The organism is Roseovarius sp., assembly GCF_030373445.1.
Classification (GTDB): Bacteria; Pseudomonadota; Alphaproteobacteria; order Rhodobacterales; family Rhodobacteraceae; genus Roseovarius.
Window position 1 is genome coordinate 90205 of record NZ_JAUCYU010000009.1, and the last position, 15110, is coordinate 105314.

The 15110-nt window shown below is 66.1% G+C and carries 16 protein-coding genes and 1 tRNA gene; 10 read left to right on the plus strand and 7 right to left on the minus strand.

What is annotated here, in order from left to right:
- Nucleotides 1–235: 235 nt before the first annotated feature.
- The 5 genes from rpsA (at nt 236) to QUV18_RS16435 (ending at nt 4258) form a co-directional block, all read left to right on the plus strand.
- Nucleotides 236–1921 carry a 30S ribosomal protein S1 gene (gene rpsA, locus QUV18_RS16415; RefSeq protein ID WP_300895100.1) on the plus strand — a complete coding sequence of 562 codons (1686 nt, stop codon included), beginning with the start codon at nt 236–238 and terminating at the stop codon, nt 1919–1921.
- 377 nt (nt 1922–2298) lie between these two features.
- Nucleotides 2299–2583, plus strand: a complete 285-nt coding sequence (ihfB, locus tag QUV18_RS16420; protein ID WP_300895101.1) for an integration host factor subunit beta — start codon at nt 2299–2301, stop codon at nt 2581–2583.
- Entirely contained in the window at nt 2583–2933 is a 351-nt protein-coding gene (locus QUV18_RS16425) for a lipopolysaccharide assembly protein LapA domain-containing protein (protein ID WP_300895102.1), read from the plus strand. The genes ihfB and QUV18_RS16425 overlap by 1 nt, the downstream gene beginning before the upstream one ends.
- A 9-nt stretch (nt 2934–2942) precedes the next feature.
- A complete protein-coding gene (locus tag QUV18_RS16430) occupies nt 2943–3587 on the plus strand; it encodes a phosphoribosylanthranilate isomerase (RefSeq protein WP_300895103.1) in 645 nt (214 codons plus the stop codon).
- 47 nt (nt 3588–3634) lie between these two features.
- On the plus strand, nt 3635–4258 hold the full coding sequence (locus QUV18_RS16435; RefSeq protein WP_300895104.1) for a class I SAM-dependent methyltransferase: 624 nt from the start codon (nt 3635–3637) through the stop codon (nt 4256–4258).
- A 19-nt stretch (nt 4259–4277) separates the two neighbouring features.
- On the opposite strand, the gene QUV18_RS16440 is transcribed toward QUV18_RS16435, so the two are convergent.
- Nucleotides 4278–6104, minus strand: coding sequence for a hypothetical protein (locus QUV18_RS16440; protein ID WP_300895105.1), 1827 nt, complete (start codon nt 6102–6104; stop codon nt 4278–4280).
- A 166-nt stretch (nt 6105–6270) separates the two neighbouring features.
- Here QUV18_RS16440 and QUV18_RS16445 point away from each other — a divergent pair, with 166 nt between their 5' ends.
- The 5 genes from QUV18_RS16445 (at nt 6271) to QUV18_RS16465 (ending at nt 10999) form a co-directional block, all read left to right on the plus strand.
- Nucleotides 6271–7293, plus strand: coding sequence for a glycosyltransferase family 2 protein (locus QUV18_RS16445; protein ID WP_300895106.1), 1023 nt, complete (start codon nt 6271–6273; stop codon nt 7291–7293).
- Nucleotide 7294: 1 nt separating this feature from the next.
- Nucleotides 7295–7693 carry a GtrA family protein gene (locus QUV18_RS16450; RefSeq protein WP_300895107.1) on the plus strand — a complete coding sequence of 133 codons (399 nt, stop codon included), beginning with the start codon at nt 7295–7297 and terminating at the stop codon, nt 7691–7693.
- A 137-nt stretch (nt 7694–7830) separates the two neighbouring features.
- Nucleotides 7831–9060 (plus strand): tryptophan synthase subunit beta, encoded by a 1230-nt coding sequence (gene trpB, locus QUV18_RS16455; protein WP_300895108.1) that lies wholly within the window; start codon nt 7831–7833, stop codon nt 9058–9060.
- A gap of 301 nt (nt 9061–9361) precedes the next feature.
- A tRNA-Ile gene (locus tag QUV18_RS16460) sits at nt 9362–9436 on the plus strand.
- A gap of 411 nt (nt 9437–9847) precedes the next feature.
- Nucleotides 9848–10999 (plus strand): slipin family protein, encoded by a 1152-nt coding sequence (locus QUV18_RS16465; protein WP_300895109.1) that lies wholly within the window; start codon nt 9848–9850, stop codon nt 10997–10999.
- A 44-nt stretch (nt 11000–11043) separates the two neighbouring features.
- On the opposite strand, the gene QUV18_RS16470 is transcribed toward QUV18_RS16465, so the two are convergent.
- The 6 genes from QUV18_RS16470 to pth form a co-directional block, all read right to left on the minus strand.
- Nucleotides 11044–11439, minus strand: coding sequence for a carboxymuconolactone decarboxylase family protein (locus tag QUV18_RS16470; protein WP_064258822.1), 396 nt, complete (start codon nt 11437–11439; stop codon nt 11044–11046).
- Nucleotides 11440–11491: 52 nt separating this feature from the next.
- Complete coding sequence (locus QUV18_RS16475; protein ID WP_300895110.1) at nt 11492–12094, minus strand: hypothetical protein; 603 nt, start codon at nt 12092–12094, stop codon at nt 11492–11494.
- Nucleotides 12095–12190: 96 nt separating this feature from the next.
- Nucleotides 12191–12565, minus strand: a complete 375-nt coding sequence (locus QUV18_RS16480; protein ID WP_300895111.1) for a DUF2237 domain-containing protein — start codon at nt 12563–12565, stop codon at nt 12191–12193.
- Between the two features lie 77 nt (nt 12566–12642).
- The gene (locus tag QUV18_RS16485; protein ID WP_300895112.1) at nt 12643–12963 is read right to left on the minus strand and encodes an antibiotic biosynthesis monooxygenase; all 321 of its coding nucleotides are present in this window, start codon (nt 12961–12963) and stop codon (nt 12643–12645) included.
- Between the two features lie 108 nt (nt 12964–13071).
- Nucleotides 13072–14235, minus strand: coding sequence for a serine hydrolase (locus QUV18_RS16490; RefSeq protein WP_300895113.1), 1164 nt, complete (start codon nt 14233–14235; stop codon nt 13072–13074).
- A 68-nt stretch (nt 14236–14303) separates the two neighbouring features.
- Nucleotides 14304–14996 (minus strand): aminoacyl-tRNA hydrolase, encoded by a 693-nt coding sequence (gene pth, locus QUV18_RS16495; RefSeq protein ID WP_300895114.1) that lies wholly within the window; start codon nt 14994–14996, stop codon nt 14304–14306.
- Nucleotides 14997–15110: the final 114 nt, after the last annotated feature.

Consider the following 15110-nt stretch of genomic DNA (forward strand, 5'->3'; position numbering starts at 1 on the left):
ATCCCGCCCGCACGGGCGCGCCCGCGGATTACCCTTGATTCCCTCCGCCGCCGCCTCTATAGAGCGCGGTGTCGACAAGGCGGGCAACGCCGCAAATGATAAGAAGAGGTCGAGCAGGGTCGGGCACACCGGCCCTCTTTCGTTTGCAGCCCGCTGACCAACGAACCCACCCAAGACCGGCGGAGACAACCGCGCGGCCGGAAAAATCGAAGACGTAAAAGGAACCGAACGCCACATGGCTCAAAACACATCGATGGAGGAATTCGAAGCCCTCCTCAACGAAAGCTTCGAAATGGACACCCCCGAAGAGGGCTCTGTCGTCAAAGGCAAGGTGATCGCGATCGAAGCGGGCCAGGCCATCGTCGACGTCGGCTACAAGATGGAAGGCCGCGTTGACCTGAAAGAATTCGCAAATCCTGGTGAAGTGCCCGAAATCTCCGTCGGAGACGAGGTCGAGGTCTATCTCCGCGCGGCCGAGAACGCCCGCGGCGAAGCGGTCGTCAGCCGCGAGATGGCCCGCCGCGAGGAAGCCTGGGACCGCCTGGAAAAAGCCTATGCCGACGACGCTCGCGTCGAAGGGGCGATCTTCGGCCGCGTCAAGGGCGGCTTCACCGTCGATCTCGGCGGCGCCGTGGCCTTCCTGCCCGGCTCCCAGGTCGACGTGCGCCCCGTGCGCGATGCCGGCCCGCTGATGGGTCTCAAGCAGCCCTTCCAGATCCTCAAGATGGATCGCCGCCGCGGCAACATCGTCGTCTCGCGCCGTGCCATCCTCGAGGAAAGCCGCGCCGAACAGCGCGCCGAGGTCATCGGCAAGCTCTCCGAGGGCGATGCCGTCGACGGCGTGGTCAAGAACATCACCGAATACGGCGCCTTCGTCGATCTCGGCGGTGTCGACGGCCTGCTGCACGTCACCGACATGGCCTGGCGCCGCGTCAACCACCCCTCCGAGATCCTGTCGATCGGCGAGACCGTGAAGGTCCAGGTCATCAAGATCAACAAGGAAACCCACCGCATCAGCCTCGGCATGAAACAGCTGCAGGAAGATCCGTGGGATATGGTGGCCGCCAAGTACCCGCTGGAATCGGTCCACACCGGCCGCGTGACCAACATCACCGACTACGGCGCGTTCGTCGAGCTGGAGCCGGGTGTCGAAGGTCTGGTGCACGTCTCGGAAATGTCCTGGACCAAGAAGAACGTGCACCCCGGCAAGATCGTCTCCACCTCGCAAGAGGTTGAAGTCATGGTGCTCGAAATCGACCAGGCGAAACGCCGCGTGTCGCTCGGCCTCAAGCAGACCATGCGCAACCCCTGGGAAGTCTTCGCGGAAACCCACCCCGAGGGCACCGAGGTCGAGGGCGAGGTCAAGAACATCACCGAATTCGGTCTCTTCATCGGCCTGCCGGGCGAGATCGACGGGATGGTCCACCTCTCCGACCTGTCCTGGGACGAGCGTGGCGAAGACGCGATCCAGAACTACCGCAAGGGCGATGTCGTCAAGGCCGTGGTTTCCGAGGTCGATGTCGAGAAAGAGCGTATCTCGCTCTCGATCAAGGCCCTGGGCGGCGACAAGTTCGCTGAAGCCGTGGGCGGCGTGAAGCGCGGCTCGATCATCACGGTCGAGGTCACCTCGATCGAGGATGGCGGCATCGAGGTGGAATACGAAGGCATGAAATCCTTCATCCGCCGCTCCGACCTGTCGCGTGACCGCTCCGAGCAGCGCCCCGAGCGTTTCTCGGTTGGCAACAAGGTCGACGTGCGCGTCACCAACATCGACAGCAAGACCCGCCGCCTTGGCCTCTCGATCAAGGCGCGCGAGATCGCCGAAGAGAAGGAAGCGGTGGAACAGTATGGCAGCTCCGACTCGGGCGCCTCGCTGGGCGACATCCTCGGCGCCGCGCTGAAGGGCGACGACGACAAGTAATCCCGTCCCCCGAAAGGTGGATGGTCAGACGGCCCCGTCAGGTTCTGGCGGGGCCGTTTTCCATTCGCGGATCCGCTGGCGAAATTGTACCCCACCGTACAGTCATTCCGCACACCGCCCCCTTCGCCGCCCCGGCGGGGGCCGGGGTATTTCCGCATCCGAATCAATGATTTTTTTCGGCCGACTTCTCTGCGGCGCGGCATGTCGCTTCCGGACGAAATGTCGCTTGCAGGCCGAAATTCCCGGCAATGATGCCGTGAAATGGCGGAATTCCTCCCAAAGGTAGCGCGTGAGACTATTCCGATTTTTCTGATTTCTATCTATAGTTTACCAAAATCAGGACTGCGCAAGCAAAGCCAAGCCCGGGGAGACAGCCGATGATCCGATCGGAATTGATTCAGAAGATTGCCGACGAAAACCCGCATTTGTATCAGCGCGATGTCGAGCGCATCGTGAATACAATCTTCAACGAAATCACCGATGCAATGTCACAGGGCAACCGGGTCGAACTGCGCGGCTTCGGCGCCTTCTCCGTGAAGAAGCGCGAGTCGCGCACCGGGCGCAATCCGCGCACCGGCGAGTCGGTGCATGTCGAGGAAAAGCACGTGCCGTTCTTCAAGACCGGCAAGCTGCTGCGTGACCGTCTGAACGGGAAGGCCTAATGCGATACATCCGCTACGCCTCGATCGCGATCTTCGCGATCGCCCTGATCCTTATCGCGCTCGCCAATCGCGAGGTGGTGACCGTTCAGGTCCTGCCGACCGAGATCGCCCATTTGGCCGCGCTCAACCCGGCCTATGACATGCCGCTCTTCCTTGTCATGTTCGGCGGGGTTCTGGCGGGGCTGATCATCGGCTTCATCTGGGAATGGATCCGCGAGGCCGGCGAACGCGCCGCCGCCGCCCGCCAGGCGCGCGAGATGGAGCGGCTCAAGGCCGAGGTCAAGCGCCTCAAGGGCGAACGCCACCAGGGCAAGGACGAAGTGCTGGCACTTCTGGACGAAGCCAGCTAAGACGCTGGCATGCCGTCAGACACCAGGGTCAAGATTTGCGGGCTCACCGACCCCGCCGACATTCCCGCCGCGATCGTGGCGGGGGCGTCCTATCTCGGCTTCAACTTCTTCCCGAAATCGCCCCGCTATATCGATCTCGAGGCCGCGGCCTTCATGGCCGCCTCGGTGCCGGTGGGCGTGGGCAAGGTGGGGCTCACCGTCGATGCCGACGACGCCACGCTCGACCTTCTGACCACCACCGTCCCGCTCGATTTCCTGCAACTCCACGGCAAGGAAAGCCCGGCCCGCGTGGCCGAGGTCAAGGAACGCTACGGCCTTCCGGTCATCAAGGTGGTGGGCATTTCCGGCCCCGAGGACGTGACCCAGATCGACTTCTACGGCAAGGTCGCCGACCAGATCCTCGTCGATGCCAAGCCGCCCAAGGGGGCCGACCGTCCCGGCGGCAACGCCGTGGCCTTCGACTGGAAGCTGATCGCCGGCCGCCGCTGGCCCGTGCCGTGGATGCTGGCCGGCGGCCTGACCCCTGAAAACGTGGCCGAGGCCATCCGGCTCACCGGCGCGCGGCAGGTCGATGTCGCCTCGGGCGTGGAAAGCGCGCCCGGCGTCAAGGACCCCGAGCGCATGCGCGCCTTCATCGACAACGCCCGCGCCTGAGCCCACGGCTTCGGCCCACTACCCTGAAAGCCAAGGAGGAACTGCGAATGAAAAGCGAGGATCTCGATGGCGTCTATGGCGCCAAGTCCCCGGATGAAGCCCGCACGCTCTACGACGACTGGTCCGGCAGCTACGATGCCGACAACCTGGCCAAGGGCTTCCGCCTGCCGGCCCTCGGCGCGGGGCTGCTGGCCAGCCATATCGGGCGCACCAGGGGGCCGATCCTCGACGCCGGCTGCGGCACCGGGCTGGTGGGCGAGACGCTCATGGTCATGGGTTACATGCATGTCTTCGGCTGCGACATCTCGAAGGACATGATGGCCCGGGCCAACGAGACCGGCGCCTATTCCGGGTTCGAACAGGCCGACATGGGCGAAAGCCTTCCCTACGCCGACGACCATTTCGCGGGCTTCGTCTGCGTCGGCTCCTTCGGGCCGGGCCACGCCCCGGCCTCGACCCTGACCCACCTCGCCCGCGTCACCCGCCCCGGCGGTTACGGTGTCTTCAACCTGCTCGAACATTCCTATGTCGACCAGGGCTTCCCGCCGGTGATGGAGCAGCTCACCGCCGATGGCGCGTGGGAAGTGGCCCAGGTCACGCCACCCTTCCGGCCCTTCATGCTGGGCGAGCCCGACCTCTATTCGCGCGCCTACGTGGTGAAGATGCTCTGATCGAAGGCTCGGGGCAGGGTCAGCCTGCCCCGTCCCCCGTCACCCGCAGCAGGATCAGTGCCGGGTCGGGCCCCTCGACCGGCTCGAGCCCCGGCGCCTCGCCTGTCCGCGCCAGTTCCGTGGCAAAAGAACTCCCATCGCCATAGCGCGCTTCCCGGCATAGCAGCAGGTAATCCGCCCCCGTGCTCGCAAGCGCACTGCGCAAGGCCGTCTCGTCGCCATCGAAGGGCAGGGCGCCATTGGCCACCGCCTCGGCGCTGCGGTGATAGGGGCCGGCCAGCGCCGTGTGATCGGTCAGCAGAAGCAGGACCGGGCCGAAATTGCTGGAGGTGAGCACAAGCCCGGGCGGCGCCGCATCGAGGCTCCGCACAAGCTCGGCGGTGCGGCAGTCGCTTGCATCCGCGCTGCCCGCGGCCGTCGTGGACGCCTGGCCGGACGCCGGGCCAGACGGGGCTTCCTGCGACCTGACCAGCGTGAACAGCGTCGGCGACAGCAGCGTCAGCGCCACCGTCCCGGCCAGCGCCACCGCCCTCCCGGCCCGCGCCCCGCCGCCCTCGCGACCGGGCAGAAGCGCGGCGATGGCATAGCCCATCAGGAACGGCACCGCCGCCGCCCCCATCAGCACCAGCCGGATCTGGAACTGGCAGGCAATCACCCCCAGCCAGCCGAAGGCCAGCAGGATGGCGACCCGCCCCGTGGTCTCCACCCCGTCGCGCTTCGCCATGGCCCGGACACCCCAGACCAGCGTCGCGATCATCACCGCCGCCGCCGCGGGGAAGACGAAGCGGAACGCCATTTCGTCGCCGGCCAGAAGAGGCGGCAGGGCCGGGCGCGCCTCGGTGATCCGGGTCGAGATCAGGGCCTGCACCTCCGCCGGCAGGTTCCCGTAGGGCCCGCCGAAACAGGGCGCGATCAGCGGGTAGACCACCGCCAGCCCGATGGCCGTGACCCCCAGCACCGCGACGACCCGCAGGCCAAGGCTGCCCATCCATGCCGAGATCACCGCCGCGGCGATACAGATCAGCGCGCCCACCCCGGCCAGGGCCAGGAAAGGCGGCGACAGCTCGTCGCATTTCGGCACCGGCCATTCCACCGGCGGCGTTTGCCCAACGAAGAGCAGCACCGCCCCCACCGACAGCGCCAGCGCGAAGACAACCAGTTGCCAGCCCTTGCCCGGCTGCCGCAGCACCGTCTGCACCAGCAGAACCACGCCCGCCAGCGCCAGCGTCACCAGCATCTCCAGCCCCACCGCCAGCGACATTGCCGCCGCCAGCCCCCCGGCGAGCCCCAGCCGGACCGGCCGCCCGGGCAGCAGCAGGGTGATCAGCACCACGCAGGTCAGCAGGATCTGCACGTTGTGATGGTCGATCCGCGCCGGCCCGAAATAGGTCAGCCCCGTCGGCGGCCAGAGGGCAAGGGCGATCATGCTGACGATCGCCGCCTGCGTGCCGAACACGCGCCGCGCCGCAAACCCCGTGGCCAGCAGCAACAGCAGGAACAGCAGCGTCGGCCACGCCACCAGCGCGAACGCCTCGGCCTGCGCCATAGGCACCACCTGCGCCGCCACCCAGACCAGCGCGGCGATCGGCGCATCCACGTAGCGCGACCAGTGCAGGTCAAGCCCGGCGGGCGGCAGCATCCGATATTGCGTCATGTCGTACCACGCCTGGCCCTCCAGCAGGGCCCGCACCGACAGGAACCGCATGATGTCGTCATTGTCCGACACCGCCAACGTGTCGATGGGCGGGGCGGGTGCAAGCACCGCCTTCATCACCATCATTGCCATGGTCAGCACCAGTATGGTGATGAAAAGACGCGTCTCCCGGCCGGTCTCGTCTGCCGTCATGTGCCCTGCCCCGCTGACGCCTCTCGGGGCGCTCTGATCGCCGGTTTCGCCCGGCGTGACGTGAATGATCCCTTCAATTGCCGCAATTTTGCCAGCTTGACCCTGTCATATCCATTGAAAAATCAGGCCGGAGACCGCTCCGGCGCAGAAAGTTAGGGCCAAGCGGATGTCGATCATCTTTCCCGACCGGTTCAGCAAGGAACGGTTTCACCCCGGCGCCGCGCCGCTTCGGGTGGCGGTGCTGATCCCCTGCTACAACGAGGCGGCCGCCATCGGGCAGGTCGTGCGCGACTTCCGCGCGGCCCTGCCCGAGGCGGAGATTTTCGTCTACGACAACAATTCCTCCGACGACACGGCGGCCATCGCCCGGCAGGCCGGCGCCATCGTCCGCACCGAACCCCGGCAGGGCAAGGGCTACGTGGTGCGCCGCATGTTCGCCGATGTCGAGGCCGACGTGTTCGTCATGGTCGACGGCGACGACACATACGATGCGGCGGCGGCGCGGTTCATGGTCGACAAGATGCTCGAGGACGGGCTCGACATCGTCAACGGCGTCCGCGTGGCGCGCAGCGGAACGGCCTACCGGCCCGGCCACGCCTTCGGCAACCGGATGCTGTCGGGGCTGGTGCGCTCGATTTTCGGGCGTGGCGCCACCGACATGCTGTCGGGCTACCGGGTGTTCTCGCGCCGGTTCGTCAAGACCTTCCCGATGATGTCGCGCGGCTTCGAGATCGAGACCGAGCTGACCATCCACGCGCTGGAACTGCAGATGCCGGCGGGCGAGGTGCGCTGCAGCTTCAAGGACCGCCCGGATGGCAGCGAAAGCAAGCTGAACAGCATCCGCGACGGGGTGCGCATCCTCTTCACCATCACCAAGCTGCTGAAGCAGGAGCGGCCGCTGCCGGTCTTCCTGGCGACGGCCTGCCTTCTGGCGATGGCCTCGCTGGGGCTGGCCGCACCGGTCATTTCCGAGTATATCGCCACCGGCCTGGTGCCGCGTCTGCCGACGGCGGTTTTGTCGGCCAGCGTGATGATCCTCGCCTTCCTGATGGGGGCGGTGGGGCTGATCCTCGACACGGTGACACGCGGGCGGCAGGAGCTGAAGCGGATGCATTACCTGTCCGTGCCCGGTGTGCTGAGCGAGATGAAATCGGCCCAGCCCTCTGGCCCGCGCAGCCTGAGCAACTGATATGTCGGCCACGGGCCAGCAATTCCTGCGCTTCGCCGCGGTGGGTGGCATCGGCTTCGTGGTCGATGCGGTGGCGCTGTACCTGCTTGTCGAAATGGGCGGCGCGCCCCTGCTGATGCGGCTTTTCAGTTTCGCGCTGGCCGTGTCGGTCACCTGGGCGCTCAACCGCGCCTGGACCTTCGGCAGGACCGGCCGCAGACCCCGGACGGAATATGCCGCCTATGTCTCGGTCCAGACGGTGGGCGTGGCGATCAACTATGCCGTCTACGCGCTTGTCCTGTCGATGCTGACGCCCTCGCCGGCCCATGCCGTCTTCGCGCTGGCCTGCGGCTCGGCCGTGGCGCTGGTGGGCAACTTCATCGGCGCCCGCACCCTGGTCTATCGCGACGCGCGCGGCTGACGCAGCCCCGGCTTTCACTTTTCCAGAAATACTCAATTCCACCGCTGCGGCGAAAGACCCCGGTGCGGCAGGAATCCTCTGGAAAAAGCCGCCCGCGTCCCATATTCAAGCGCGGTGAGACAAGGGAAGACCAAGCGATGAACGACCTTTTCAACTCCTTCATGACCGGGCCCGACGAAAAGGGCCGGTTCGGGCAATTCGGCGGGCGCTTCGTGTCGGAAACGCTGATGCCGCTGATCCTCGAACTGGAAGAGCAGTATGAGAAGGCCAAGACCGATCAGTCGTTCTGGGACGAGATGAACGATCTGTGGACCCATTACGTGGGCCGCCCCAGCCCGCTCTATTATGCGGCCGGGCTGACCGAGCATCTGGGCGGGGCGAAGATCTACCTCAAGCGGGACGAGCTGAACCACACCGGCGCGCACAAGATCAACAACGTGCTGGGGCAGATCCTGCTGGCGCGGCGCATGGGCAAGACCCGGATCATCGCCGAGACGGGCGCCGGCCAGCACGGCGTGGCGACCGCGACGGTCTGTGCCAAGTTCGGCTTGAAATGCGTGGTCTACATGGGCGCGCATGATGTCGAGCGGCAGCGGCCCAACGTGTTCCGGATGAAGCTGCTGGGCGCCGAGGTGGTGCCGGTGACATCCGGTCGCGGTACGCTGAAGGACGCGATGAACGACGCGCTGCGCGACTGGGTGACCAACGTGCGCGACACGTTCTACTGCATCGGCACGGTGGCGGGGCCGCATCCCTACCCGGCGATGGTCCGCGATTTCCAGTCGATCATCGGCAAGGAAGCCAAGGAACAGATGATGGCTGCCGAGGGGCGCCTGCCCGACACGATCATCGCCGCGATCGGCGGCGGGTCGAACGCGATGGGGCTGTTCTACCCGTTCCTCGACGACAAGGAGGTGCGGATCATCGGGGTCGAGGCCGGGGGGAAGGGCGTCAACGAGAAGATGGAGCATTGCGCCAGCCTGACCGGCGGACGGCCCGGTGTGTTGCATGGCAACCGGACCTACCTGTTGCAGGACGAGGACGGGCAGATCCTGGAAGGCTATTCGATCTCGGCCGGGCTGGACTATCCCGGCATCGGGCCGGAGCACAGCTGGCTGCACGAAAGCGGGCGGGCCGAGTACGTGGCGATCACCGATGCCGAGGCGCTGGAGGCGTTCCAGCTCAGCTGCGAGAAGGAAGGGATCATTCCGGCGCTGGAGCCCTGTCATGCGCTGGCGCATGTGATGAAGATCGCACCGGAGCTGCCGGCGGATCACATCATCTGCATGAACATGTGCGGGCGGGGGGACAAGGACATCTTCACAGTGGCCCGGCACCTGGGCTTCGGGATGGACGAGGCCGACTGAACCCGTCCGAAATTTGTTGCGCCGCGTGGCGCGGAAAAATGCGTCCCTGCCTGTTGGCCGGGGCGCATTTTTGCATTTGTTACCCAAGCCCGCAATTTTGTTGCGCGAAGATCACGAGTGTTTCGGGTGGTCAATGAAACGTCTAGGGCGACTCGGGGTGTTAGCGGTAAACCCGGCCTCCCGATCGGACGGATCGGACCCTAGCGGGCGGAGGTGAGCATCCTCCCCCGGTGCGGACGGCGCTGCCGGACCCGTATGCCAGGGCCAATCCGTCGTGAGGGGATGGCTTGTGGTGCCATTGGATCAATGTAGCTCATCCAGGTAGAGCACTCGACCAATAATCGGGGTGTAGCAGGTTCGAATCCTGCCATTGTCACGGGTAAAGGCCATTTGCGCCTGGGGTTCGACTCCCCTCCGCCGTTGAAGGACGGCTCCAAAAAGGGGTCCGGGGCTGCCTCAGCAGGGGCAGCCCGGCGTTGCCTGCGCCTTCGGGGGCGGGCGGCAAAGGGCTGCCGCTGCTCTGGCCGCGTGCCGGAGCGGGGATGATGGTGGCGCCGCAATCCGGCCCGCGAGACCGTCCGCAAGGACGGGCGAGCGCGCCGGTTTGCCGCGCGCCCGCTCGCCTTTCTCCCGCGCGTTGCCATGGCGCGGAGCGGCTTCGGATCCCGTCTTCATGTGCCTCGAGAGGGGCGCATAACACCTGCGGCCATTCCGGCCCAACATACTGAAACCAAAAGGAGATCGCATCTTGCGACGACGATAGGACGACGAAAGAAGGAGATGACCCATGATCGATATACTGATCCGACTGATCGAATGGGGCGCCGGGCTGACCCGCGTCACCGTGATGGAAAACAAGCGTGTGCTGGTGCTGCGCAAGGGGCGGATCGACACGATCCTCGGCCCCGGGGAGCACCGTATCCGGCGCGGCAAGACGCGGCTCGAATCCCATGATCTGGCCCATCTCCGGTTCGCGTCCGATTACAGGGATGCGCTTCTGCGGGAGCGGCCGGACCTCGTCGAGGCCCACCTGACCGACCTTCGGGCAGGGGAGGCCGAGGTGCTGGTCGCCCTGCGGGACGGGGTGCCGCACACGGTGCTTCTGCCCGAGACCCGCGCGGTGTTCTGGGCCGATGCCGGGCCGTGGACGGTGGAAACCGTTGCGGTCGGTGACACGCTGGCCGTTCCCACGGCGCTGGCCAACCGGCTGGTGCGGGCGGGGCTGACCACGGCCTTCCACGCCACGGAAGTGGCCGAGGGGCATGTCGGGATGCTGACGGTGGACGGGGTTCTGAAAGGGCGGCTTGCCCCCGGGACCCACGCCTTCTGGAAGCTGGGCCGGCACGTGGCGGTCAAGCATGTCGACCTTCGGCTGCGGACCCACGAGGTCACCGGTCAGGAGATCCTGACCAAGGACCGGGTCACCATCCGGGTCAACCTGACGGCCGAGTTCCGGGTTGTTGACCCGGAGCGGGCGGTGAGCGCGGTGAAGGACTTCGAGGAAGCGCTTCACCGGGCGCTGCAGCTGGCCTTCCGGCGGACGCTGGGCGCGCTGACGCTCGACCGGCTGCTGGCGGAGAAGGTGACCGTCGATGCCGAGGCCGCGAAAGCGGTGCGGACAGAGATGGCGCGTATCGGGCTCGAGGTGGGGGAGATCGCCCTGAAGGACGTGATCCTGCCCGGCGAGATGCGCGAGATCCTGAACCGGGTGGTCGCGGCCGAGAAAGAGGCCGAGGCCAACGTCATCCGGCGGCGGGAAGAGACGAACGCAACGCGGTCGCTTCTGAACACCGCGAAGGTGATGGCCGAGAACCCGGTGATGCTGCGGCTGAAAGAGCTGGAGGCGCTGGAAAGCATCGCCGGCAAGGTCGAGCGGCTGACCGTTCACAACGGGACGGAAGGCCTGATGACCGATATCGTGCGGCTGCGCGACAGGTGAAAATGGCCCGGCCCGGAGCATATCCGGGCCGGGCTTTTCGCGTCTTACGCCTTGAATTCCTCGTCGACGGGCACCTGCATGGCGTTGACCACGGCGTTGGTCTGGTTGGCCATGCCGATGACCGACAGAAGCTCGCCATACATGGCGTCGGTCATGCCCTTGGCGCGGGCCGAGGCGGTGTGGGAATGGCAGCAGTATTCGCAGCCATTGCTGGCCGAGACGGCGATATAGACCATTTCCTTGACCAGCGGATCGAGGGCGCCCGGGGCCATCACGTCTTTCAGCCTGTCCCAGGTCGCCTTGAGGAGCGCGGGGTCATGGGCCAGCGCCCTCCAGAAATTGTTAACAAAGTCTGAACCGCGGGTGGTGCGGATGTCGTCGAAGACGGCGCGGACCTCGGGCGAGGCCTCTTCATCGGTGATCAGCGTGACGGTGGCCATGTCCTACCCCTTTCAAGTGTTACGAAATGCTAACCCACCGTGCCCTGCCCGGTCACGCGCCTTCTGCCGCCGCGCGGCGGGCGATCCGGCGGCAGCGCCAGCGCGACAGGCGGCGGGTCTGCATCCGCTTCGGATCGAGCCGGATGCTGCCATTCTTGTCCCGGCCGATGCAGTAGCACTTGCAGGCCCCGGCGGTGGTGTGGGTGGCGCCGAAGACCACGAACTCGATCTCGTTGATCTTTTCCAGCTCCTCGGGCTCGGCCGACAGGCCGGCCCGGTGGAAGATCTCACGCAGATCGCCCAGCGACCGATAGGCCCCGCCCTGAAGCGGGCCCTGCAGCGTGCCGTTCAGGGCATCGTCGAGCTCTTCCCGGCTGTATTCCTGGCGCTCGGTGACGAAGGCCGGCGTGGTCTTGTCGTCGGTCCGGACCTTCATCAGGATATCCCGCAGGTAGACGGGTTCGTTGCCGAGGTTCGTCACGAGGACATGGGCATCCATGCCGTCGCCGGCGCCGCGGTTGATACTGAGCCACGCGCGCTTGTTTCGCCGGATGCCCCCGACGAGGATTTGCAGGTACACCAGCCAGATCACGGCCGTGACGATCGATGCGATCGCCTGAACCGCGCCGGCGTGTTCCGACAGCCAGTCAAACATTTTCCCACCTTCGTTGTCGTGTTCCAGCGCCGGTCCTTGCCGGCTTGCGGGCCACAACGCGACAGGTGGGAAATTGTTCGGGGGTGGGGCCGAAATTCAGCTCGGCACGTGCTGTCTGAGGACGTCGAGCGGCACGATGTCGAGGGCGCGCTCGTGCGTCGCCTCGAGCCGGACCTGCGGCGCGCAGCCCTCGTCATGGGCCTGCAGGAAACGCGCGGCGCAGAGGCACCACTGGTCGCCCGGCTTCAGCCCGGCAAAGCCGAACTCGGGGCGCGGGGTGCTGAGATCGTTGCCGACATACTTGGAATAGGCCAGGAATTCGGCGGTCATCAGGGCACAGACCGTGTGGCTGCCGTGATCCTCGGCGCAGGTGTTGCAATGGCCGTCGCGGAAGAACCCGGTTACGGGGTCGTCCGAGCAATGGGCCAGTTCGCCGCCGAGCACGTTGACGGGCGCGTCTTTCTCGATCATCGCCTGCTCCTTTCGCCCCGTCGAGCCTAGCGTATTCGCGCGGCGTGACAAGCCGCGCGACGCAGGCCCTGCAGGTGTCAGCCCTCGTGCAGGACCGTCTCGAACCCTTCGAATTGCGGCGGGCCCACCAGGGCATCCTTGGTCGAGGACTGGCCGGCGTTCTTGTGGGCCTCGCGGAAGGCATCCGATTTGGTCCACGCTTCGAAGTCTTCGCGGGTGGCCCAGATGACGTGGCTGGAATAGAGGCGGTACCCCTCGCCCTCGGGGCCCTTCAGGAGGCGGAACTCCTTGAAGCCCGGCACCTCTTTCAGCCGGCTTTCGCGGGAGCGCCAGACCTCTTCGAAATCGGCCTCGGACCCGGCGCGCACCTTGAACCAGTTCATTGCAATGAAACTCATGTCTTGCCCCTTCTTCTGGCTTGGAACTGTTCGTCGCGTCGCTGGCGAAGGCAGGCTGGCTGTTCGCGGGCCATGTAACAGCAGGCCGGGTGGCGGGGCAAGCCGGGGTCAGAGGCTTTCGGCGATGGCGCGGAACATGGCGATATTGGTGTCGTGCACGCCATCCTCGCGGAACTGCCGGTCGGCGCCGGTGGTGACGATCACCACGTCGCGGGTGCGGTCGATGTAGATGTACTGGCCATAGATGCCGCGGGCGAGGGAGATGCCGGGTTCGGAGCCTTCGGGGATCCACCACTGGTAGCCGTAGCCGATGGCGCCGGGTTCGGTGGGGGCGCTGGCGGCGGTGGATTGCTCGAGCCAGTCTTCCGAGACGACACGGCGGCCGGCGATGGTGCCGCCCTGCTCGACCATCAGGCCGAAACGGGCATAGTCGCGCGTGGTCATGTTCAGCCCGCCGAGGACGAAGGCCACGCCGTCGCCGTCGGTGATGTAATAGGGCGGCTGTTCGAGGCCGAGGGGGGCGATGACCTTTTCCGACAAAAGCGAGGGGATGTCGCGGCCGGTGGCGCCGCGGATGACCATGCCGATGACATGGGTGTCGATCGAGACGTAGAGCCAGCGCTCGCCCGGCTCGGCCTCGCGTTCGGACAGGCCGGCGGCAAAGTTGTCCATCGCGCCGCCGAGGGCGAGCACGCGGCCCATGCGGTTGATGTCGGAGTCGTAGTCGAGGTAATCCTCGTTGAATTTCACGCCGCTGGCCATCTGCAGCACGTTGCGGATGGTGGCGCCGTCATAGGCGCTGCCTTCGAGCATGGGCGCATACTTGGTCACCGGATCGTCGAGGGAGGCGATGTGCCCCTCCTCCATCACGATACCGAAGAGGACCGAGAGGAAGCTTTTCGCCATCGACCAGCTGATCCGCCGGTCATCGGTGCCGGTGCCCTGGTGATAGCTTTCGTGGACGATCTCGCCGTTCTTGAGGACCAGCAGGGACGTAACGGCGCGGTCGTCGATCCAGGCGCCGATGTTTTCCGGCAGGGTGGCGTGTGGGCCCTCGGGCAGGGGGGTGACCGGCATGTCGCCGCGTCCGACGGGCGTGGTCAGGAAGGCGCCGTTCATGTGCGAGAAATTGGTGACGATCTTCTCTTCGGCGAAGAGGCTGTTGACGGCGAGGAGGCGGCTGATCTCCTCGCGTTTCCAGATGCCGACGGCGACGGCGGCCAGCACGAAGGCCAGCAGGATCCGCAGAAGCCATTTCAGGATGGTGCGCATGGTTCATGTCTCCCGATGCGCAGGTAAGCAGGGCACGCGCTGGCTGTCCAGCGTAACGCGGCGGCGGATCAGCGGAACTTGTCGACCAGCTTCTGCAGGGGGGAGCGGGGTTCGGCCTCGGCTTCCGGTTCGGGCTGCGGTTCGGGCCTGGCCTCGGACGGCTTGGGCTTGGCATCCGTTTTCGAGGATCGCGCGGGGGCGGTGCGCAGCGCCACGGCGTTGAGGAACCTGTCGTTGCGGCCAGCCGCCAGTTCCGGCGCGCCGTCGGCGATGCCGCGCAGCAGGTCGTCGAGCCAGTCCTGGTCGGCCTTGGCGAAATCGTGCAGCACGTAGTGGCTGACAAGGTCCTTGCGGCCCGGGTGGCCGATGCCGAGGCGGACGCGGCGGTAATTCTCGCCGATATGGGCGTGCATGGAGCGCAGGCCGTTATGGCCGGCGTGGCCGCCGCCTGTCTTGACCTTGAGCTTGCCGGGCGCGAGGTCGAGCTCGTCGTGGAAGACGGTGACGTCCCCGGGGTCCAGCTTGTAGAAGCGCATCGCCTCGCCCACCGACTGGCCGGAGAGGTTCATGAAGGTGGTGGGTTTCAGGAGGATCACCTTCTCGGTGCCCAGCCGGCCCTCGGCGACCTCGCCCTGGAAGCGGGCTTTCCACGGGCCGAAGCCGTGATCCTCGGCGATGCGGTCGAGCGCCATGAAGCCGATATTGTGCCGGTTGGCGGCGTATTTCGGGCCCGGATTGCCGAGCCCCGCGAAGATCTGCATGGGTTTGCCCTGCCCGTTTCGAGTTGGGAGAGGTGTAGGGCGGGGGCAGGGTTAAATCAACACCCGGGCCGGGTGTTGCCGCTGTCCGAAAGAAAAACGCGGGGCCCGCCATCG